At 64.3% G+C, this 20501-nt stretch carries 18 protein-coding genes; 7 read left to right on the top strand and 11 right to left on the bottom strand.

What is annotated here, in order from left to right; genetic code table 11:
* Nucleotide 1 precedes the first annotated feature (1 nt).
* From BDI24065_RS24330 to BDI24065_RS24320, 3 genes are all read left to right on the top strand, one after another.
* A complete protein-coding gene (locus BDI24065_RS24330) occupies nucleotides 2-712 on the top strand; it encodes a hypothetical protein (protein WP_175033400.1) in 711 nt (236 codons plus the stop codon).
* Nucleotides 705-2063, top strand: a complete 1359-nt coding sequence (locus BDI24065_RS24325) for an MFS transporter (protein WP_175033399.1) — start codon at nucleotides 705-707, stop codon at nucleotides 2061-2063. The genes BDI24065_RS24330 and BDI24065_RS24325 overlap by 8 nt, the downstream gene beginning before the upstream one ends.
* Nucleotides 2064-2429: 366 nt before the next feature.
* Complete coding sequence (locus tag BDI24065_RS24320) at nucleotides 2430-5150, top strand: TonB-dependent receptor (RefSeq protein WP_175033398.1); 2721 nt, start codon at nucleotides 2430-2432, stop codon at nucleotides 5148-5150.
* Nucleotides 5151-5341: 191 nt separating this feature from the next.
* Here BDI24065_RS24320 and BDI24065_RS24315 read toward each other — a convergent pair whose 3' ends face one another.
* From BDI24065_RS24315 to BDI24065_RS24300, 4 genes are all read right to left on the bottom strand, one after another.
* Complete coding sequence (locus tag BDI24065_RS24315; protein ID WP_438820031.1) at nucleotides 5342-6187, bottom strand: HpcH/HpaI aldolase/citrate lyase family protein; 846 nt, start codon at nucleotides 6185-6187, stop codon at nucleotides 5342-5344.
* Nucleotides 6188-6196: 9 nt separating this feature from the next.
* Complete coding sequence (locus tag BDI24065_RS24310) at nucleotides 6197-7387, bottom strand: CaiB/BaiF CoA transferase family protein (protein WP_175033396.1); 1191 nt, start codon at nucleotides 7385-7387, stop codon at nucleotides 6197-6199.
* Between the two features lie 10 nt (nucleotides 7388-7397).
* Nucleotides 7398-8261: an FAS1-like dehydratase domain-containing protein gene (locus BDI24065_RS24305; RefSeq protein ID WP_175033395.1), complete on the bottom strand. Its 864-nt coding sequence runs from the start codon at nucleotides 8259-8261 to the stop codon at nucleotides 7398-7400.
* Between the two features lie 89 nt (nucleotides 8262-8350).
* Entirely contained in the window at nucleotides 8351-9523 is a 1173-nt protein-coding gene (locus BDI24065_RS24300; RefSeq protein ID WP_175033394.1) for an acyl-CoA dehydrogenase family protein, read from the bottom strand.
* A 112-nt stretch (nucleotides 9524-9635) separates the two neighbouring features.
* Here BDI24065_RS24300 and BDI24065_RS24295 point away from each other — a divergent pair, with 112 nt between their 5' ends.
* Nucleotides 9636-10565 (top strand): LysR family transcriptional regulator, encoded by a 930-nt coding sequence (locus BDI24065_RS24295; RefSeq protein WP_175033393.1) that lies wholly within the window; start codon nucleotides 9636-9638, stop codon nucleotides 10563-10565.
* A gap of 126 nt (nucleotides 10566-10691) precedes the next feature.
* Here BDI24065_RS24295 and BDI24065_RS24290 read toward each other — a convergent pair whose 3' ends face one another.
* Entirely contained in the window at nucleotides 10692-11525 is an 834-nt protein-coding gene (locus tag BDI24065_RS24290; protein WP_175033392.1) for an AraC family transcriptional regulator, read from the bottom strand.
* Nucleotides 11526-11959: 434 nt separating this feature from the next.
* Entirely contained in the window at nucleotides 11960-12751 is a 792-nt protein-coding gene (locus BDI24065_RS24285) for an MHYT domain-containing protein (protein WP_175033391.1), read from the bottom strand.
* 362 nt (nucleotides 12752-13113) lie between these two features.
* On the opposite strand from BDI24065_RS24285, the gene BDI24065_RS24280 reads away from it, so the two are divergent.
* Entirely contained in the window at nucleotides 13114-13758 is a 645-nt protein-coding gene (locus BDI24065_RS24280) for a carbonic anhydrase (RefSeq protein ID WP_175033390.1), read from the top strand.
* Here the strand turns inward: BDI24065_RS24280 and BDI24065_RS24275 are convergent.
* Both BDI24065_RS24275 and BDI24065_RS24270 read right to left on the bottom strand, forming a co-directional pair.
* The gene (locus tag BDI24065_RS24275; RefSeq protein WP_175033389.1) at nucleotides 13745-14113 is read right to left on the bottom strand and encodes a hypothetical protein; all 369 of its coding nucleotides are present in this window, start codon (nucleotides 14111-14113) and stop codon (nucleotides 13745-13747) included. The two genes, BDI24065_RS24280 and BDI24065_RS24275, sit on opposite strands and share 14 nt — an antisense overlap.
* Entirely contained in the window at nucleotides 14110-14844 is a 735-nt protein-coding gene (locus BDI24065_RS24270; protein WP_175033388.1) for an ABC transporter substrate-binding protein, read from the bottom strand. The genes BDI24065_RS24275 and BDI24065_RS24270 overlap by 4 nt, the downstream gene beginning before the upstream one ends.
* 397 nt (nucleotides 14845-15241) lie before the next feature.
* Between BDI24065_RS24270 and BDI24065_RS24265 the strand changes: the two genes are divergently transcribed.
* Nucleotides 15242-16687 (top strand): DEAD/DEAH box helicase, encoded by a 1446-nt coding sequence (locus BDI24065_RS24265; RefSeq protein ID WP_175033387.1) that lies wholly within the window; start codon nucleotides 15242-15244, stop codon nucleotides 16685-16687.
* A gap of 333 nt (nucleotides 16688-17020) precedes the next feature.
* Here the strand turns inward: BDI24065_RS24265 and BDI24065_RS24260 are convergent, their stop codons facing one another.
* From BDI24065_RS24260 to BDI24065_RS24250, 3 genes are all read right to left on the bottom strand, one after another.
* Nucleotides 17021-17437: a hypothetical protein gene (locus BDI24065_RS24260; RefSeq protein WP_254609850.1), complete on the bottom strand. Its 417-nt coding sequence runs from the start codon at nucleotides 17435-17437 to the stop codon at nucleotides 17021-17023.
* A gap of 210 nt (nucleotides 17438-17647) precedes the next feature.
* Nucleotides 17648-18391: a hypothetical protein gene (locus BDI24065_RS24255; protein ID WP_175033385.1), complete on the bottom strand. Its 744-nt coding sequence runs from the start codon at nucleotides 18389-18391 to the stop codon at nucleotides 17648-17650.
* Between the two features lie 273 nt (nucleotides 18392-18664).
* Nucleotides 18665-18967 (bottom strand): hypothetical protein, encoded by a 303-nt coding sequence (locus tag BDI24065_RS24250; protein WP_175033384.1) that lies wholly within the window; start codon nucleotides 18965-18967, stop codon nucleotides 18665-18667.
* A 786-nt stretch (nucleotides 18968-19753) separates the two neighbouring features.
* Between BDI24065_RS24250 and BDI24065_RS24245 the strand changes: the two genes are divergently transcribed.
* A complete protein-coding gene (locus BDI24065_RS24245) occupies nucleotides 19754-20329 on the top strand; it encodes a hypothetical protein (protein WP_175033383.1) in 576 nt (191 codons plus the stop codon).
* The last annotated feature ends 172 nt before the right edge of the window (nucleotides 20330-20501 follow it).

The raw sequence follows: 20501 nt of genomic DNA, 5'->3' as shown, positions 1-20501 counted from the left end.
CATGTACAAGGTTTCATTGCAGGCACAAGGAAAATTTCAGGCGCACGAGTACGTCGGCAAAACGGCACTGCTGCTGATCAGTGTCGGCAAGGAATATCACGAAGGCGAGAAACTGGCGGCGACGGTCGACAAGATCAACGTGGCGGGATTCGGGCAATGCGTGATCGGCGTGGCCGATACGTTGCAGCGCCACAACTACGTGACCGGTTCCGCGCACAGCAACTATCAGAAAAGCCGCGACCGCGGCGACGCATGGCTCCGGGACCACACCGACACGCTCGCGAAACTGTCGATGCGGCGCGAGATCCTGCGATGGGACGACCTGCTGCGCCGCGACGACTACTCGCAGTATTACCATCTGATCACGAACGAGTACTACTCGAATCACGAATACCGTCATGCGATCAACGACACCATCGGCGTGTTTGCGGAGAGAAACGGGCTGGTGCAAGGCACGCCTGAACACGAGGACGCGTTCTATCGCTCGCTCTTCTACATTCTCGAGGAATGCCCGATCATCATGCCGATGTGGGCGCAGGACGGCATCGATTTCATCATTTACCCGAAGCAGATGACCGCCGCGATGAGCAAGACCCGCGAGATTTTCGTGCAGAAGGGGAGCGATACCCGCGCCAACTGGCTGGCGGTCAAGTTCAAGAAAAAGTCGCAGTCGAATTCAGAAGAAGACACCGAGGCACTGGCGCATGAGTAATTCATCGAGCAAGGTTCGGAAGTACGTCGGGTTGACCGGCATCTGTATCGCGAGCTTCCTGGGATGTATCGATCTCACGGTCGTCAACACGATTCTTCCGGCGATCGGCCGCGATTTTTCGATCCCGATCCAGACGACGCAATGGATCACCTCCATCTTCATGGTCGCGCTATCCGCGTTCATGGTGCCGGTCGCGACGCTGGCAGACAACCTGGGCCGCAAGAAGCTGCTGATCGTCGGCCTTTTGATCTTCGGCGCGGCGTCGTTGTTCGCGGGCATCGCGCATCAGTTCTGGCTGCTGGTGGCGTTCCGCTTCCTGCAGGGCATCGGTTGCGCGATCCTGTACACGGTATCGGGAGCGATCGTCAGCTATACGTTCGACGAGAACGAACAGGGCAAGGCGCTGGGGATCCTGTTCGGTGCCAACGGCGTCGGGCTGGCGCTCGGCCCGATCATCGGCGGCCTGTTCGCCGGCGCACTCGATTGGCACGACGCGTTCCTGATCAACATTCCGTTCATCGTGATCAGCCTGGCACTGTGTGCATGGGCGATACCGGAGTTCAAGGCGCAGGCGCGCAAGCGCATCGACGTGACGGGATGCCTGTTGCTGGTCGTCGGCTTGACCACGCTCGTCAGCTATCTGTCGATCGACGGGGGCCGGCTCACGCTCGGGTTGCTGCCGGTGTCGCTCGTCGCCCTGGCGCTGTTCGTCTGGCATGAGTTGCGCACGCGCGATCCGATCGTCGAGTTTCATTTCTTCCGCGAACCGAGGTTCCTGTCCGCGCTGCTCGCGACGTTCTTTCTCGCGTTCTTCTACTGCATCGTGCTGCTCACCTTGCCGATCTTCTTTTCGACCCAGCTCCACAAGAGCGACATCGCCATCGGGCTGTTTCTGCTGCCGGCGACCATCACGTTTTCCATCGCGTCGTCCTGGATCGGCGGCCGCAGCGAACGGCTCGGCCCGTCGCGGGTGATCGTGACTGGCCTGGCGCTGTTCGTCGTCGCGTCGATTCTGCTGTCGGTCGCCGCGCGACAGCCCGATGCGGGCTGGTTCATCGTGCCGCTGCTGCTGTTCGGCATCGGCTGGGGCGCGATACTCGGGCCCTCGACGCTGGTGGCGCTGGGCGCGCTGCCGCGCGACCAGGCGGCCGTGGCGATGGGCACCTCGTGGACGGTGCACAACGTGGGTGGCGCGAGCGGCATTGCGTTTGCCATTTTCCTGATGCGGCACGTCGACGATTTCCGGCAGGGCTACCAGACGCTGATGCTGGCGCTCGCGGCCATCATCCTCGCTGCCGGTGCGCTGTACCACGTGCTGTCGCGCGAGTCGGTCGCGGTGGCCATCGACTGACCGGCCGTCGGGCACGCATGGCTCGCGCGTCACCCCGCGAGCAGGCCCGGATCCAATCCACGCGAGTGTCCGGGCGGTTACCGGACACACGTCTTGCTGCTCGACAGGTGCGCGATCTGGATCGAGCGAAGACGCACGCGTGCGCATGCGGGCTTTCCGAACGATTTCGACTTGATGCGACGGGCGCTGCCGATGCAGTGCCCATGTCGAGCGCATGGCGCGGCATTGGGCAACGCGTCTGAAACGCGGCAGGCAGATTCTCGAGTCAGGACGATCCGTATCGTTCAGATGAATTCGGATATCTAAACAGATGTCATTTTAAAATTCATACCGGCATGGCCGGCGAATGAGCGCGAGAAAAAGAAGATGAAGCGAAGCGTGGTGATGCTGCTGACTGCCGCAGGGGCGTGGTGCGCCTCCGTTGCGATACCTGAAGCGCCCGCCTGGGCGCAGAACCTGCCGGCGCCCGACGCGCCGGCGTCGGCGGTGGCCGTGCCGGCCGCACCGGCGTTGCCGGCATCGGGCGCGCGCGACGCGCTGACGGTCAAGCGTTTCGAAGTGACGGGCTCGTTGATCCGCAGCGCCGACAAGGTCGGTTTCAACCAGGTCCAGACGATCACGGCGAAGGATATCGTGAACAGCGGCCAGACGACGGTCGCCGACTACTTGCGCAGCGTGACGGCCAATTCATCGAGCAGTTGGGGTGACGGCTCGGCGGCGACATCCAACTTCGCGGTCGGCGGAGCAGGTATCGCGTTGCGCGGGCTGAGCGAAAAATACACGCTGGTGCTCGTCGATGGCCAGCGCGTCGCCCCGTATGCTTACGCGGCCAACGGCACCGATCAGTTCTTCGACCTGAACACGCTGCCGCTCAACATCATCGACAGGATCGAGATCGTCAAGACGGGCGCGGTGTCGCAGTACGGCTCGGACGCGGTCGCCGGTGTCGTGAACATCATTACGAAGAAGAACTATCAAGGGCTGGAGCTGTCCGGCGCCTATGGCGGCGCGACGAACGGCGGCGGAGGCGCGGGCACGACCCGGTTCGGCCTCCTCGGCGGCTTCGGTGACATCCACGCGGATCGCTTCAACGTAACGGCGGCGCTCAGCTACTACAAGAACAACGGCGTGCTCGCGTCCGACCGGGACATGACGGAGAACCAGAATTTCTCGAACTACCCGGGCGGCCTGTCCAACCAGTCGACTTCGTACTGGGCGAGGGCGAACGGCAACGTGCCGCTCGATCCGTGCGCGTATGGTGGCCATGTCGTACCCGGCAACTCGAATTCGCAGTCGTTCGGTGCCGGCGGCACGATCTGCCAGCGCAACACGGCGGGCGCGTCGTCGCTCGTTCCGTGGACCGAGCGGCTGAGCGCGAAGCTGCATGGCGAGTTCAGGATCGACGATGCGACGCAGGCGTTCGCCGATCTGTGGGAGAGCAACAATACGACGGTCGCGAACCGGGGCGTCGGCCGCCTGACGACCAGTACGCAGACCTACGATCCGGCGACGGGCAGCGTTTCGCTGATCTCGAACGTCGTGCCGGCCGGCAATCCAGCCAACCCGTTCGGCGTGCCGACGCAGTTGCGCTATGCGTTTCCGGCGTCGCAATCCGTGCATGTCAGTTCGAACTACTGGCGCGCCGCGACGGGCGTGAAAGGGACGTTCGCGTTGCCGTCGGCGGGCGACTGGGACTGGAGCGCGTCGTATGCCCATTCGCAGGACACGGTCTCGCAGAACTATTCGAACCAGATGAGCGCCAGCGAGCTGACGAACCTCATTCAGAACGGCGGATTCGATTTCTCCAATCCGTCCGCAACGCCGAACGGACTGAACGGCCTTTACCAGAGCACGTCGAATCAGGCGATCACGAAGCTCGATGTGCTGGATGCGACGCTGTCGAGCCCGAACCTGTTCACGCTGCCGACGGGTAACGTGGGCCTGGGGCTGGGGGCGCAGTTCATGCATCAGAGCCAATACATCGGCACGGGGGCGGGCTGGGCGAGCGGCCAGTTGACGTCGCCGTCGATCCAGTCCGTCAATGGCGAGCGCAACGTTTCGGCGGTCTATTACCAGATCGACGTTCCGCTGCTGAAGACGCTGACGTTCAGCCAGTCGGGCCGCTACGATCACTACAGCGACTTCGGCGGTGCGTTTTCGCCGCGGTTCGCGCTGCGCTTTCAGCCGGTGCGGGAATTCACCGTGTACGGGTCGTACAATCGCGGTTTCCGCGCGCCGACGCTGATCGAGAACACGTCGTCGCGGACCTTCGGCTCGCAGGGCGTGGTGGATGCGCGAGATCCGAACAATCCGGGTTCGTACAATATCGTCGAGGAAATTCGCGCGGGCAATCGCAGCCTGCAGCCCGAGCGCACGAAGAACTTCAATGTCGGATTCGAGTTTTCGCCGACGCGCACGACCGATATCGGGTTCGATTGGTACAAGATTCACATCGACAACGTGATCGGCACGGACGACGTGCAGGTCGTGGTCAATCAGAACGATCCGTCGCAGGTGGTCCGCAACGCCAACGGCAGCATCGCGTATATCACGCTGCCCTATCGCAATCTGTCGTCGCTCGACACCGACGGCTTCGAGGCCACGTTCCGCCAGACGGTCGAGACGACAATCGGCACCTTTACGCTGTCCGGCGACTGGGCCTATGTGTGGCACTTCAAGATGCCGGTCGGCGGCGTGGAACGGGATTTCGCCGGCAACAACGGCGCACTTCACCAGCCGTTCGGCGGCAGTTCTCCGCGCTGGAAAGGGAACACCGATCTGAGCTGGAATTATCACCGGTGGAACGCGACCCTGAGCTGGCTCTATGTCGGCCCGTATGCGCAGGCGATTCTCGCGCCGGGTACGTACCCCGGCATGGCGGATGGCGTTGCGTCGTACAGCCAGTTCAATCTGATGGTCGGCTATACGGGATTCAAGCATTGGACGCTGTACGCGGGGATCGACAACCTCTTCAATCGAAAGCCGCCGTTCGATCCGGTATGGATGGCGGGGCCAACCGGCTACGATGCATCGCTCTATACGTACGTCGGGCGATTTGCGCAGGTGGGCGCGACGTATCGGTTCTGAGGGCCGCTGGCGACGGTCGCGCCCCGTTCAAACACCTTCATCCGGCTGCATGTTCGGTACTTCGATTGCGCCGGGGCGTGCATTGCGTGTCGCAATGGCCGGGCACGTACCGTCCTGTACTCGACAAGCCCGATCGTTCGTCGCGAGGCCGGCTGTCGAAGTCGCGGATCTGGCCGTGTCGTCGCGATCGATTATTTCCGCGCGCCGGCGAGGATCGTCTCGGCAGCGCGAATCACCGGGAGATCGACCATCCGGCCGTCCAGGCTGAACGCGGCGCCGCCATGCTTCGCGGCTTCGTCGATCACGCGGCGCGCCCACGCCTGCTCGTCTTCGGAATAGCCCATCGCATCGTTCACGCCGGCGACCTGCGCCGGGTGGATGCACAGCTTGCCGCCGAACCCGAATGCGCGCGCGCGCCGCGCATCGGCCGTCAGGCGCTCGGCGTCGTCGGTGCGTGTGGTGACGCCATCGATCGGCGCGGGCAGCCGGGCGCGGCGCGACGCGGCCACGATCGCATTGCGCGCACAGGCCAGCTCCGGCTCGTCGGGTGTCGCGCGCATGCCGAGGTCGAGCTGGAAATCCAGGTGCCCGAACGCGACGCGCACGACCTGCGGGTCGCGTGCCAGCGCGTCGGCCGCATCGAGCCCGGCCAGCGATTCGATCAGCGCGACGAGTTGCGCGTGCTCGCCGAGCTGCTCGGCAACTTTGCGCAGCGCGCCCGCGTCTTCGGACTTCGGCAGCATCACGGCCACGCCTTGCGAGGCCCAGTCGCGCAGCAGCGCGATGTCCGCGTCGTGCCACGGCGTGCCGATCGCGTTCACGCGCACGACGGTGCGCGCCCGCTGCTCGGCCGTCAGCAACGGCAGGTGCCGCGCGAGTTGCGCGCGTGCGTCGTCCTTGCTGTCGGGGCCGACGGCATCTTCGAGGTCGACGATGATGCAGTCGGCACCCGAATCGAGCGCCTTCGCGAAGCGCTCGGGGCGCGTGGCCGGTACGAACAGGAGACTGCGCGCGTGACGGACGGGGGAGAGGGGCATGGACATGGCTCAGATCACGCCGGCGGCGCGCAGTTGTTCGATATCGGCGTCGGTGCGCCCGAGTTCGTGCAGGATGGCCGCGCTGTGCTCGCCCAGCGCGGGCACCGCGTCCATGCGCACATCGAAGCTGTCGATCGTCGCCGGCGGCAGCAGCGCCTGCAGTTCGCCGGCCGGCGAGTCGATCGTGCGAAAGCGCTGGCGCGCGTGCAGTTGCGGATGCGTCCAGAGATCGCCGATCTGGTTCACGGCGGCGTTCGCGATTTGCGCTTCGTCGAGGCGCGCGATCACGTCCTGTGCGGTGACGGAGGAGAACGCCTGCTCGATCACGGCCTTCAGTTCGGCGCGGTGCTCCGAGCGGCGCACGTTCGCGTCGAAGCGTGGATCGGTTGCGAGTGCCGGGTCGCGCAGCACGACGTCGCAGAACGCCTTCCATTCGCGCTCGTTCTGCAGGCCGAGCATCACGACCCGGCCGTCGCCGGCCTTGAACGGGCCGTACGGGTAGATGGTCGCGTGCGCGGCGCCGTTGCGGCCCGGCTGCTGCTGGCCGTCGTACGCGTAGTACATCGGGAAGCCCATCCACTCGGCCAGCGCCTCGAGCATCGATATTTCCACGTGCGAGCCGATGCCCGTGACGCCGCGCTGCAGGAGCGCGCTGAGGATGCCCGTGTATGCATACATGCCCGCCGCGATGTCGGCAATCGACGTGCCGGCCTTGCACGGCTCGTCGGCCGTGCCCGTGATCGACAGGAATGCGGCCTCGCTCTGGATCAGCAGGTCGTAGGCTTTCTTGTCGCGGTACGGGCCGTCGGCGCCATAGCCCGAGATGTCGCAGACGATCAGCCGCGGGTGCTTCGCGTGCAGCGCGTCGAACGACAGGCCCATGCGCGCGGCCGCGCCGGGCGCGAGGTTCTGCACCAGCACGTCGGCCTGCGCGACGAGTTCGCCCAGCACGTCCTGCGCGGCCGGTTGCTTCAGGTCCAGTGTGAGGCTTTCCTTCGACCGGTTGGTCCACACGAAATGCGACGCGAGACCGTGGGTGCGGTGATCGTACGCCCGCGCGAAATCGCCGACGCCGGGGCGTTCCACCTTGATGACGCGGGCACCGAGGTCGGCGAGCTGGCGCGTGCAGAACGGCGCGGCGATCGCGTGTTCGAGCGTGACGACGGTCATCCCGCTCAGCGGGCCTTTTCGAGCTTGCATGATCGGATCGTTATTCCAGTTCGGCGCTGGCCTGCATGGCCAGCTGCCCTTGCGGGCCGCGCGCCCACAGGCGGGCGGCAGGTCCTTCGAGCTTGCCGTTCACGGTGAACGGCGCGGTGTCGAACAGCGGGCTGACGGCCTTGAACTCGAAGTTGCGTATGGTCTTGCCGGGGTGCGCGCGGCGCAGCTCCTCCAGCAGCAGCATCGCGATCAGCGGGCCGTGCACCACCAGGCCCGGATAGCCTTCTTCCTGCATCGCATAAGGTCGATCGTAGTGGATCCGGTGGCCGTTGAACGTGAGGGCGGAAAAGCGCATCAGCAGCACCGGATCGGGCGTGACGACGCGCGAATACTGCTCGTCGGTCGGCGCCGGTACCCGTGCCGGCTGGGGGGGCGGTGCGCCGGCCGTGGCGAGCGGCGGTGCATCGCGATACACGATGTCCTGTTCTTCGCGGATGGCCACGCCTTCGACGTCGCTCGTTTCATGCAGCACGGTGACGAACACCAGCTGGCCGCTGCGGCCGGATTTGCTCTGCACGCCGAGGATCGTGGAGCGGCGCTGCACGGGCGCATCGACGGCCAGCGGGCGCAGGAACTGCAGCCGTCCGCCGGCCCACATGCGGCGCGGCAGCGTGACGGGCGGCAGGAAGCCGCCGCGCTGCGGATGACCGTCGACGCCGATGTTCGACTGACGCTCGCCCGGCAGGAAGTACAGCCAGTGCCATAGCGGCGGCAGCGTCTCCGGTAGTTCGGATGCGTTCGCGTAGTCCAGCGTTGCCCGCAACAGACGGACGGGGGCCCGCGTAATCCGGTCCACGCTGTCAACGCTCCGGCCGACCCACGCGTCGAAGGATTCGGAAGGCTCGATACTCATGGTGTTTCGTGTTCAATGATGGACGTGTCAGGGAAGCGGCCGGCGCCGTCACGGTGTGATGGCCGGCGCGAACACGGCCACGTCCGGAATCAGTAAGAACGGGGGAGCTGCAGCACGTGCTCGGCCACATGCCCCAGGATCATGTTGGTGGAAATCGGCGCGACCTGGTACAGACGCGTTTCGCGGAACTTGCGCTCCACGTCGTATTCGCAGGCGAAACCGAAGCCGCCGTGCGTCTGCAGGCACGCATTGGCCGCTTCCCAGCTTGCCTTCGCCGCCAGGTACTTGGCCATGTTGGCCTCGACCCCGGCGTTCTGGCGCGCGTCGATTTTCTCGCAGGCGCGCCAGCGCATCAGGTTCGCGGCCTCCAGCTCGATGAACGATTCCGCGAGCGGAAACTGGATGCCCTGGTTCTGCCCGATCGGGCGGCCGAACACCTTGCGCTCGCTCGCGTAGTCGCGTGCTTTCTCGAGGAACCAGTAGCCGTCGCCGATACACTCCGCCGCGATCAGCGTGCGCTCGGCGTTCAGGCCGTCGAAGATCACCTTCAGCCCCTTGCCTTCGGTGCCGAGCAGCGCGTCTTCCGGCAACTCCAGGTTGTCGAAGAACAGCTCGTTGGTCTCGTGGTTGACCATGTTGAGGATGGGGCGCACCGTCAGGCCGTTGCCGATCGCCTTGTCCAGCTCGACGATGAAGCACGACAGCCCGTCGCTCTTCTTCTGCACCTGGTCGAGCGGCGTGGTGCGCGCGAGCAGGATCAGCAGGTCGCTGTGCTGGACCCGCGAGATCCACACCTTCTGGCCGTTGATGACCCAGCGGCCGTCCCTCTTTACGGCCGTGGTCGTGAGCTTGGTGGTGTCGCTGCCGGTGGTCGGCTCGGTCACACCCATCGACTGCACGCGCAGTTCGCCCGCCGCGATGCGTGGCAGGTAGCGCTGCTTCTGCGCTTCGGTGCCGCTGAACACGATGGTGTTCATCACGTACATCTGGCCGTGGCACGCGCCCGAATTGCCGCCGGAGCGGTTGATCTCTTCCATGATGACCGACGCCTCGGCCATCGACAGCCCCGGGCCGCCGTATTCCTGCGGAATCAGCGCGGCCAGCCAGCCGGCCTGCGTGAGGGCCGTGACGAACGCTTCGGGGTAGCCGCGCGCCTCGTCGATCTTGCGGTGGTAGTCGGCCGGGAACTGGTTGCACAGGCCGCGTACCGCGTCGCGGATTTCCTGGTACTGGTCGGGGGCGGAAAAAACGGAGGCGCTCATGAATCGTGTCTCGTCATCGGCATGGGTTGAGTCCATAATAAATTTCGATGGATTTCTTAAACAATAGAATTTCCTGATCGATAAATCAGTTTTTGGTATCGAGGTATCCGCGATGGATCTCAAGCAACTGCGCGCCTTCGTCACCGTCGCCGAAACGGGCAACGTCACCCGGGCGTCGAGCCTGTTGAATCTCGTACAGCCGGCCGTGTCGCGCCAGCTGCGCCTGCTCGAGGAGGACATGGGGACGGAATTGTTCGACCGCAGCCGTCATGGCATGCAGCTCACGCCGTCGGGCAAGACGATGCTCGAATACGCGCGCCGCATCCTCAACGAGGTGGCGCGGGCCAAGGCCGAGATTCAGCCGACGGACGGGCCGGTGGCGGGCATCGTGAGCATCGGGCTGCTGGCCAGCACGTCGGACCTGCTGGCCACGCGGCTGGCGGGCGAGGTGGCGCGGCGCTATCCGCACATCCGCCTGCGGCTCACGATCGGTTACGCGGGCCACCTGCAGGACTGGCTCGAAGCGGGGGATGTCGATGCGGCGCTGCTGTACGGGCAGAAGGAGACGCCCGCGCTGCACGTCAAGGCGTTGATCGACGAGAGTCTGTGGGCCGTCGCGGCGCCGTCGGTCGGGCTGTCGCGCAAGCGGCCGGTGCCGCTCGAGCGGGTCGCGCGCGAGCCGTTCATCCTGCCTTCCGCGCCGCAGGGCCTGCGGGCCGCGATCGAGCACGCGGCGGCCGAGGCGGGCGTGACGTTGCAGGTCTTCGCCGAAACCAATGCGCTGAGCGTGCAGAAGGAACTGGTTGCGCAAGGCCATGGCTGGACGATCCTGCCCGCCGTCGGCGTGACGCAGGAGGTCGAGCGCGGCATCCTGACCGCGGCGCCGCTCGCGTCGCCGGGTGTGAGGCGCACGATCGTGCTCGCGGCACCCAGCAGCCGGCAGGCCACGGCGCCGGTGCGCTGCGTGGTCGGTGTGCTGCTCGACTGCGTGAAGGCCACGTTCGACCAGGGCGACTGGCCGGATGCACGCTGGCTGGGCTAGGAGGTGAGCAGGCCCGTGGGCGCGAACAGGCGCCGGGGCGATCGCGGCCTGCCCCGGCGGGCGTACCCGGCCGGGCAGGCCATCGCCGGCAGGCCCCAGCGTGACGCCGCCGGGGTCGCGCGGCGCTTACTTCAACGGCAGGCAGATGCGCGTCTGCAACTGCGCGGGCGGCGTGCTGCGCGGGTCGTTCAGGTACTGCTCGAACATCGGGAAGTCGGCCGGCACCATGCCGCTCGCGGGCAGCCATTCGGAGAACATCCAGTTATACGGCCGGTCCATCTCGTTGTACGGCCCGGTGTACGTCAGGATCGCGCAGCGGCTGGCGGGAATCTCGAAGCGTTCCAGCTCGTCGCCCACCTCGGCGTCGGGCGCGACGGACATGCCGGCCATCGAGCGCAAGCGGTCGGCCGGCACCTGCTCGGGGTCGTCGAAATACACGCCGAAGCCGGTCGCCTCGGGGCGCGCCAGGCCGCGGGCGGCGGCCAGCATGAACGCCCGGGTGAAGACCGGGCCGATTTCCTGATAGCTGCCGTGGTGCGGCAACGCGGCCAGTACGGCGCCGGGGAAGGTTTCGATGGTAACGGGATACATGCCGAGCTCCTGTGGATTGAACGGAACGGAGCGGGCCGCGCGGTAGCGCCCCGGCGACAGGCCGAAGGTCGCACCGAACGCGCGGTTGAAGGCAGCATCCGACGTATAGCCGGCGCGCTGCGCAACGTCGCGCAATGGCACCCCGGTCCCGCCCAACGCGACCGCCGCGCGGTGCATGCGAATGCGCTGCACGGTGGCGTTCACCGTCTCACCGAGCATCGCGCGGTAGACACGATGAAAGTGATACGGCGACAAGCACGCGAGGTCGGCCAGCAGATACAGATCCGGGTCGGCGTCGGGGTGGCTTGCCAGCCAGCGCAGGACGGGGTCCATGCGCCGGGCGTATTGGGTCAGGGTTCGGGTTTTCAATGGCGGGCTCCTGGAGGAGCAATGTAGGCGCGGCGGGTTTGCAGATTTTGCGGTTTTTCGGGGTAGGGGAACCCGCGTCGACGCTACTTCACCCGCTACAGCCGCGCCAGCCATTCCCGCCGCATGAGCTTGCCGTTGAACGGCAGCGCGTCGATCGGGATGATGCGCGCCGGGTGCGTGTACGCGGCGAGCCGTTCGCGCCTATACCGGCGCAACGCGGCTTCGTCGAAATGGCGGGCGGGGCGACAACGCACGAGTACGTCGATTCGCCCGACCCGAACCCTCGGACGTCGATCGCACGCGGCATCTCGTCCGACGCGGGGTCGGCGCGCCGAAGCGGCCGTCTGCCCGTGCTCCCGTGCAGCCGGTGTGCCGAGCCGGGAGCACGGGGGAATGCCGATTTGACGGGTTCGGATGAAGTCGACCGTGCGCTGTTAGCGAGTGGGATTCCGTTGATCGAGATGGGCGCTCAAAGTCGCCTGAGCGCGGACTCGTGCCTGAGTATTGGTCCTGGCATCCAGAAGCATGATCACGGTGGTGACCCCGAAAATCACCAGGCTGAAAGTCGCGACGATACCGGCCAGCCACGGTGCGGGTAGATCGGAGAGGGTCACTGTCGACTCGCTGCCTCGTTCGAAGCTGGCCGCTGCCATGCCGCAATAATGCATCCCGCACACGGCCACGCCCATGACGATGGCCGAACCGATCTGGCGTGTTCTGCCGAATGTGCTCGGCCGGCGCAGATCGAAGGCCAGCAATAACGCGGCGCCGCTTGCCAGGATCGCGATGATGACGGACAGCGCGACCAACCAGGGCTGGTATCGAATACCGGCGCAGATGCTCATCGCCTGCATGCCGAGATAGTGCATGCCGGCGACGCCCAGTCCCATGACGATTGCGCTGACAATGAGTTGCGGCCAGTGCAGGGCGAAGCGGGCGAGCGGTACGAAGCCGACCGTCGAAGCGGCAATCGCAATGAGCAAGGAAGCGATGGTGGTGGGAATATCGTAGCCGACAGCGACAGGCAGGTGAAATGCCAGCATGGCGACGAAATGCATCGACCAGATACCGAGCCCCATGATGCAACCGCCGAAAGCGATCCAAGGCCAGATCGAACGATTCCCGATGAGATTCAGGCGGTCGGAGATATTGAGCGCCGCGAACGATGCGAGGATTGAAAGCAAACAGGAAAGTACGACAAGCGCAGGGGCGTAGGTGCCGGACATGATCGTTATTCTCGGTTATAGGCTTTTGGTCGTTTGAGGGCGCCCTATTTTTGCGAGTGCGCCGTCCCCTCGTGTGTCCCGCAAATATACCGAAACCCGGAATCGAATCAAGGGCGCCGCTGCCAACTCAGGGTGGGGCGTCGATGCGACGGACGTCCCCGTATCGTGCGGGGTTTTCGGTCCCGGGCAGACCGGATCGGATGCGCGGTGAGCGCATGGGGGCGCGTTGAGGAAGTCCGGCTGACCGACGTCCGCGCCCACCTGATCGCGACACCGTCGATCTGCGATAATGGCGCCCGCCTTGGCGGACGCAGCGTACGATCACGTTGCCGCCCGCCGTGAATTCGCATCAGGAGAATCCCTTGCGCGACATCATCGACGGCTTCCTGCGCTTTCAGCGCGAGGTCTATCCGCAACGTGTCGAGCTGTTCAAGCAGCTCGCGACCACCCAGAATCCCAAGGCGCTGTTCGTGACGTGCTCGGACAGCCGCGTGGTGCCGGAACTGCTGACGCAGCGTGAGCCGGGCGAACTGTTCGTGATTCGCAACGCGGGCAACATCGTCCCGTCGTACGGACCGGAACCGGGAGGCGTGTCGGCCACGGTCGAGTATGCGGTCGCCGTGCTCGGCGTGCGGGATATCGTCATTTGCGGGCACTCGGATTGCGGCGCGATGGGCGCGATCTCACGGTGTACGTGTCTGGACCATATGCCGGCTGTTGCGAACTGGTTGCGCCATTCCGATGCCGCGAAAGCCATCAATGCCGCGCATCAGTTCGACTCCCCTCGGGCCAAGCTCGACGGTCTGGTGCGCGAGAACGTGATCGCGCAGCTCGCCAACCTGCGCACGCATCCGTCGGTCGCTCTCGCGCTCGAGCAAGGACGAATGAACCTGCACGGTTGGGTCTACGACATCGAGATGGGGCGCATCGACGCACTCGACGGGGCGACACGCCACTTTGTCCCGTTGAGCGAGTCGCCGACCACGGTGGCGGTCAAGTCGTACTGAGCGCGGAGACCTTGCTCCGGCCGCTCGAATCCGTCCCGCTGGCGCGCCGATACGTGCCGACGAAGGACACGTCGGTACGCGTCGACAGGAAGTCGTCGGCGCGGAACGATGCCGGGTTGTCGTGCGCGCCGTTCTGGCCATCGGCCCCGCTGTTCTTCGTGTACACCGACGCGGCGCCGACGAGGAACGGCGGCGTGATCGGATACTTCACGTTCAGCTCGGCGTTGTTGAATGTCGCCGTGCCGGCGATGCCGCCTGCCGGTACCGGGCCCGTCGTCGTATCGCCGAGGCCGCGGAACTGCGTATTCGAACAGGTCGCGAATAAGTCGCGCCCGCGGTGAATCGATGCAATCACGCTTGCGGCGCGACGGATGCACCGGTGATGCCATGCCGTTGCAGCGAATCCGCGACGAAGCCCGACGCCTTCATTTCCTCGACGAATGCATTCAGCGCCGCCGCGGCCGCTTCGCCGCGGCTCTTCGGCACGCCCATTGCCTGCCGGATCACCATGAACCGCTCGTCGAGCAGGCGCAGGCCGGGCGTTTTCGCCGCGTCGGCCTCGAGCTGCTGCTTCACGCCCGCCGCGACTTCCAGTTGCTGCTCGATGAAGGTCTGCACGACGGCTTGCGACGTCGGCGCACGCACGATCTGCGCGGCTTTCAGTTCGCGCGTGAGGAACAGGTCGTAGGCACTGCCCTTGCCGACCGTCACGCGATTGTGGGGCTGGTCGACGTCCGCGTTCGTGCGGACCGGCGAAGCGTCGCGCACGAGATAGAACCCTTCGATCAGCACATACGGCGCGGTGAACGCGACCGTTTCGCCGCGCAGCGGATCGACCGCGAAGAAGCCGAAATCGGCACGCTCGTCGGTCAGCGCCTGTACCGATTTGCCGGCGGCGTCGAACACCACGAGTTCCAGCTCCGCCGACAGGCGTTCGGCGAACGCGCGCGCGAGATCGATCGACACGCCGAACGGTTCGCCCGTCGCCGGATCGCGGTTCGCGAGGATCGGGTTGCCGAGATTGATCGACGCGCGCAGCTTGCCGGTCGGCGTGAACGCGGAGAGGACGGAAGGGGCGAGGGGCATGGGAGGCTCGTTGCGGTCGTAGGGGTGGGGTTCGGGGCGCGCCGAGGCGCGTCCGTGCGTCGACATCGAGCTTATCACCCGGATTTCGTCATGGAGCAGGGTCGAGCGGCGCAAGCCGGCCTTCCTTCGTTGCGAACTCGGCGATGCGCTACCCAGGCCGTTCCCTCATCTTCGGGCGCGAACCATCAGCCATGAAGTGGTGGGCGCGCAAAGGGGCCGAGTCGTTGCGAGGGGCGTTTCCGTGCTGAAAAAGGCGCCGGGTTTGCCTGCTTTGTGCCAGCCCGTGGCTGCTTCCGGCTGGCCGTGTCGCTCCCCGTCGGCGCCGGCCAGGCAGGAGCAGCGGGCCTCGATCCGCCCGGCAACCGCTAGAATTGCGGTTTTAGTCCGGAATACGTCCATGTCTTTTGCCTCGCTCGGCCTGATCGATCCCTTGCTGCGTAATCTGCAGGACCTCAATTACCAGGCCCCCACGCCGGTGCAGGCCAAGGCGATTCCTGCCGTGCTCGATGGCAAGGACGTCATGGCCGGGGCCCAGACCGGCACGGGCAAGACGGCGGGTTTCGCATTGCCGCTGTTGCAGCGACTGGTGCAACACGGGCCGGCGGTGTCCAGCAACCGCGCGCGCGTGCTGGTGCTGGTGCCCACGCGTGAACTGGCGGAACAGGTGCTGCAGAGCTTCGTCGCTTACGGCAAAGGCCTCGACTTGCGATTTCTCGCCGCTTACGGCGGCGTGAGCATCAACCCGCAGATGATGAAGTTGCGCAAGGGCGTGGATGTGCTCGTGGCGACGCCGGGCCGTTTGCTGGATCTCAACCGCCAGAACGCGGTGCAGTTCGATCAGGTACAGACGCTGGTGCTGGACGAAGCCGACCGCATGCTGGATCTCGGCTTTTCGCGCGAACTCAACGCCGTCTTCGCCGCGCTGCCTGCGCAGCGCCAGACGCTGCTGTTCTCTGCGACGTTTACCGACGATATCCGCGCGATGGCGGCGAGCATTCTGCGCGGCCCGGTCAATATCAGCGTCAGCCCGCCCAATGCCACGGCCAGCAAGATCAAGCAGTGGGTGGTGACGGTGGACAAGCGGAACAAGCCCGACCTCTTCATGCACCTCGTGGCCGAGAACAAGTGGGAGCATGCGCTGGTATTCGTCAAGACGCGCATTGGCGTGGATTACCTCGCGGCCATGCTGGACGAAGCGGGCTATGCGGTCGACACCATTCACGGCGACAAGCCGCAACCGGCACGCCTGCGCGCGCTGGAACGCTTCAAGACGGGCGAAGTCCAGATGCTGGTGGCCACCGATGTGGCGGCGCGCGGGCTGGATATCGACGACCTGCCGCTGGTGATCAACGTGGACCTGCCGATCGTGGCGCAAGATTACGTGCACCGTATTGGCCGTACCGGCCGCGCAGGTGCGAGCGGTGTGGCGGTGTCCCTGGTGTGTGCCGACGAAGCGCCGCAACTGGCGGCAATCGAAGCGCTGATCAAGCAAACGCTGCGCCGTGAAGAAGAGCCGGGTTTCGAGGCCGAACACCGCGTGCCGGAGACCAGCGCGACGGGGCAGATCATTAAGAAGCCCAAAAAGCCGAAGAAACCCAAAGTGCCGCAAGCCGTGCCGGTTGCCAGGCAGGCGCCCGGCAACAAGCCACACCCGCAGGGCAGCGACAGCAAGCGCAAGCCCGCCGCACCGCACGCAAAACCGGCCGGTAACGGACCGGACTACACCATCGGCAGCCCGTTCAGCGTGCAGAAGCCGCGTGGCAAATCTGCCGCCAAGCCAGCGGCGGGAGCACGCAAGCCGGCTGGCAAACCCGCTGGTGGCCGTGGGAAACGTCCGTCCTGATTCGTGGGGATGAGGCACGCCAGCCATTGAAGATGGCTGGCGGTTCGGGGGCTGAAGGTAGCCTCGAGTGCGTTGCGCCGCCGGGTTGAATCCGCAGCTGAAAGCGGAGGTGCAGGAGAGCCCGCTTGGACAAGCACTCGCTGCGGATGCCCGGACGGCGGCCAGGGTTAGCGCTGCCAAGGCAGATCGCGCGACTGGACGGATTGCCGGGAAACCTGTTCGACTGTTTGGTGCGGCCACTGCGGGCGCGAGCATCGCCGCCGAAAACCAGGATCCGGACCTGCAGTTCGCCTCCGCAGCCGTGCGCAATCTTGTCGTGCTACTGGTGCGGCCTTACTGCCATTCACCGGGATGACAGATCACCCAACCCGGAAGGTAGCTATCCATGTCCGTATGACCCCAGCACCAGCCGTGCTGGTGAAGGGTCTTCATCAACTGCTCGCGTTGTGCGCAGGCGCTTCCCGGAGCGTATTGCCCGTTGGGCAATAATTTCGGTGCGGGGCCGTTCCGGCATTTTTCATTGACCACTTCTTCCTGATGCATCAGTGCCTGGACGGCAGGTGGAATGGTGCGGGCCAACGTGGCCTTGTATTCGATGCAGGCCGGCGCCTTGGGATCGTTGGACGCGCGCGCACATTTGGACTGGAGCTTGTCGATGTTTCGCGATACTTCGGGGGGATACGTCTCGGCGTGCGCTGTAGCAATACAGCCAGCCAGCAACAGGTAGGCGGCAAGTGATCTGGTCAACATCATTTCGCGTATGACACGATGCGTCCGGTAGCTCGGGAACGGGCGAATTATGGCATGCGCGCGTTTTCAACGAGTCGACCAGCAATCGCGTTGAATTGAACTCCTCGTCATGCGAGCAACGCTCGATGAGGCAATAAGCTACCGCGCCGTTCCGGGTCAACCACGGTACGAAACGACAACCGACGGAACAATGCCGAGGGCTGGCTACTTTTACGGGATCGGGTATTTGTTCACGATCTTGTAGGTGCGCACCAGGTCGCCACCGGATAGCCTGACTCTAGGCACCACGGCCCAGTCTCGATACCCATTGTCTTTGGAAGCATACAACCCGCCAGCGGGGTGCGGGTGCGCCTGGATATTGGCAATCCAGTTGATGCCGGCATGTCTGGCAAGGGTCATGATGCGGGAATAGCGCTCGTCGTCGCTCGTGAGGGAGTTTTGCTTTGCGTCGTAAAGCCCCAACTCGCGACCCAGCCAGTCGAGCCACCCATGATCGAAGTTAGCAAACTCCTTCTGTCGGATTGCAGGCGTCGTGAACCCGATCGTATCGAAGATGGATTTCGGCCCTAGCTCGCTCACCGTATCCTCGACGGCGCTCGCCAGCGTGTCGAGCATGTCCTGGGTTAGCAGCTTTGCGCCCAAGTCGATCCGAACGGCGAATTTGCTAGGCTCCACTTGATAGACGTAGCGACCGGCAGCCATCGGACGATTCGCAAACGGATTTTTCCCCGCCGTCTGGCGCCGCTTGACTGCATCAAGTGAAATGGTCGTCTGATTGCGGGCCGTCTGTTCGTATTCCGTGAGCCAGACAAATTCTTGAGCGGAGTCTGTTTCGCCAAATTGATGCAGTCCCGGCTGAAATCCGTATGTGCGGTTTGTGGCCGGGTTATTCAGGTCGAGCCAACCCACGGTTGTGCCGTGCCAGTATTGTGTGGTTTGTGTGGCGGTCGTCATGCAGATCTCGCGAAGCGTTGAAAAAGACTCGGAACGAGCCGTAGTTTTGATAAGGGGCGCCACTGGATCGATGGCATTCGGGAATCGATTGCGGTCCGTCGTCCGTGCGCTCAATCCACACCGAGGCGCGCCATTCGTTGCTCACGCGCATGATGAACCATGCGCTTCTTTGTTGGGCAAAACTCCTGCTCCTGCTCCTGCTCCTGCTCCTGCTCCTGCTCCTGCTCCTGCTCCTCGTCATCGCCGAGACGCGCACCTAGTGCGGTGCGCAGGTCACATGTCGAATTCGCGAATTATCGCCGAAGTTTTTTCGGCGAGTTTGTCGCGCGAACGCCGGTCGCCGTCGCATAGGATGACACGCCGCGACAATCCTCGTTCGTACGACTCGCGAATGCCCGCGTCGAGGTTCAGGGTGTCAATCGATCGATCAACGGCTCGCGACCAAGTTGAGGTGCTGCTCGCAGGAGCGTCGGCATTGCGCCGCAACCCGTTGACCGTGTTAAGCACCGACTCGGCAAAGCAGGGGACGCCGCCGACCGCTTCAAGCGTCCCGCATCGGTAGTTGCTACCGGCCACAAAACGTCGCTCGCCAGCAGCGTTGGTCGGACATCAGGGCGACCGTTCCGCCCCGGCAAACGGCCGTTCGACCCATGCGATAAAAGTCGCAGGATCGACTGTTTGCAGCAGGTCGACGCTGGAATCCTCCCGCTGCATTCGCCCGCAATTTCCGTGCACGCGAATCATCCTCGTTCTCGTGCAATCCGATGGCGGCCCGTCCGCCTCTATTCTTAAAATAAGACGATTTATTCAAAAAATAGAAACCCATTTGACACGTCTGAAATTACACGGATTCCACTGTCTTTTTTATTTCCAAAATAACTTAACGTTGCCTTGTAATCCCGCAATCGCGCGTCTATGTTCGTTCAATAACAAATCGTTTTGCTCACCAGGTTGTCGTGGGCCTGCTTTGTGTCCGGGGGTAGTCGGTAGTTAACGAAGGGAAGGAAGGCGACGACTATGGACACTTGCCTCACGCGCACCGTCTAGACACCCTACGTCTCCATCTTCAAGCATCCACTCGCCTGTACGGCCATCCCGCGCGCCGGGTGGCGTCATGCCTGCGCGTTGGCTTGTGCATGGGCACGCAACGGGCGTGACGTGGCACGCAGCGGGAAGCCGGTCGTATATCGCCACCAAAATCGTGAAGTTTGGCCACAAGGGATTTCGCAACCCGACAGTAGCCAAGCGGAACCGTGCCAGTTTTCGATTCCTGTTAGCGGATGCATGCAGTTCGGTCGGTTAAGGAAGCAACCCGCCCCGCTTGATCAAGTTGAGCGCCCGATTCATGACTTGGAGATGAACATGAAAAGCAAGCGTCTAAGCGTTCTGTCTGCCGCAGCTGTTGTCCTTCTATCTCTCAGTGGTGCCGCGCAGGCCGACGGCCTTTGCTCGAACGCAACGCTGAAGGGAGCGTTCGAGTTTATTGGTCACGGAGAGATTCTTGGATTGATCGGTACCGATGGCAAGGTGCATCCCTACGCGGCCCCGTCGATCCTCGATGATGTCGCCCTGGTGACGTTCGACGGTACGAGCCATTTTTCACGCACCGACTTCGGGGTGATCGGCGGCCTGCCGAAAGGTGGGCAGACCACGTTCAATCCGCACCAGACCGGCACCTACACGGTGAACTCCGATTGCACCGGCACCATGAGCACCGTCTATACCACCGGCGGAGCCGTGCCGGCCGGCGTCGAGACCGATCTGAACATCGTCGTCGCGGCCGACGGGACGCTCATCGAATCCGTTGTCTACAAAGCGGTCACCGTGGCAGGCGAGAGCGCGGATGGTGTAGTCAAGTGTCCGACGAATTGCCAGCAAGGTGTGCAAGAGCGCTTTGAGGGGAGAAAGATCTTCGTGCATCGAGAAAACCACGATTGACCGTTGTACCGTGGTCGCTGCCGTTCGAACGCCGTCGGGCCGAACGGCAGCAGTAGGTCGATCACAGCCGGTCCGGAACGTAGCGCTGATGCGAGAACGCGAACCGCCCCCCCTGACCACGTCCCGGTGATCGCAGCAGCAAGTTTGCGGTGACGTAAATCCGTTCGTCACC

This window comes from Burkholderia lata (genome assembly GCF_902499025.1).
Lineage (GTDB): Bacteria > Pseudomonadota > Gammaproteobacteria > Burkholderiales > Burkholderiaceae > Burkholderia > Burkholderia lata_C.
The sequence above is the reverse complement of the archived record's forward strand: the minus strand, read 5'-3'. Positions and strand labels throughout refer to the sequence as shown.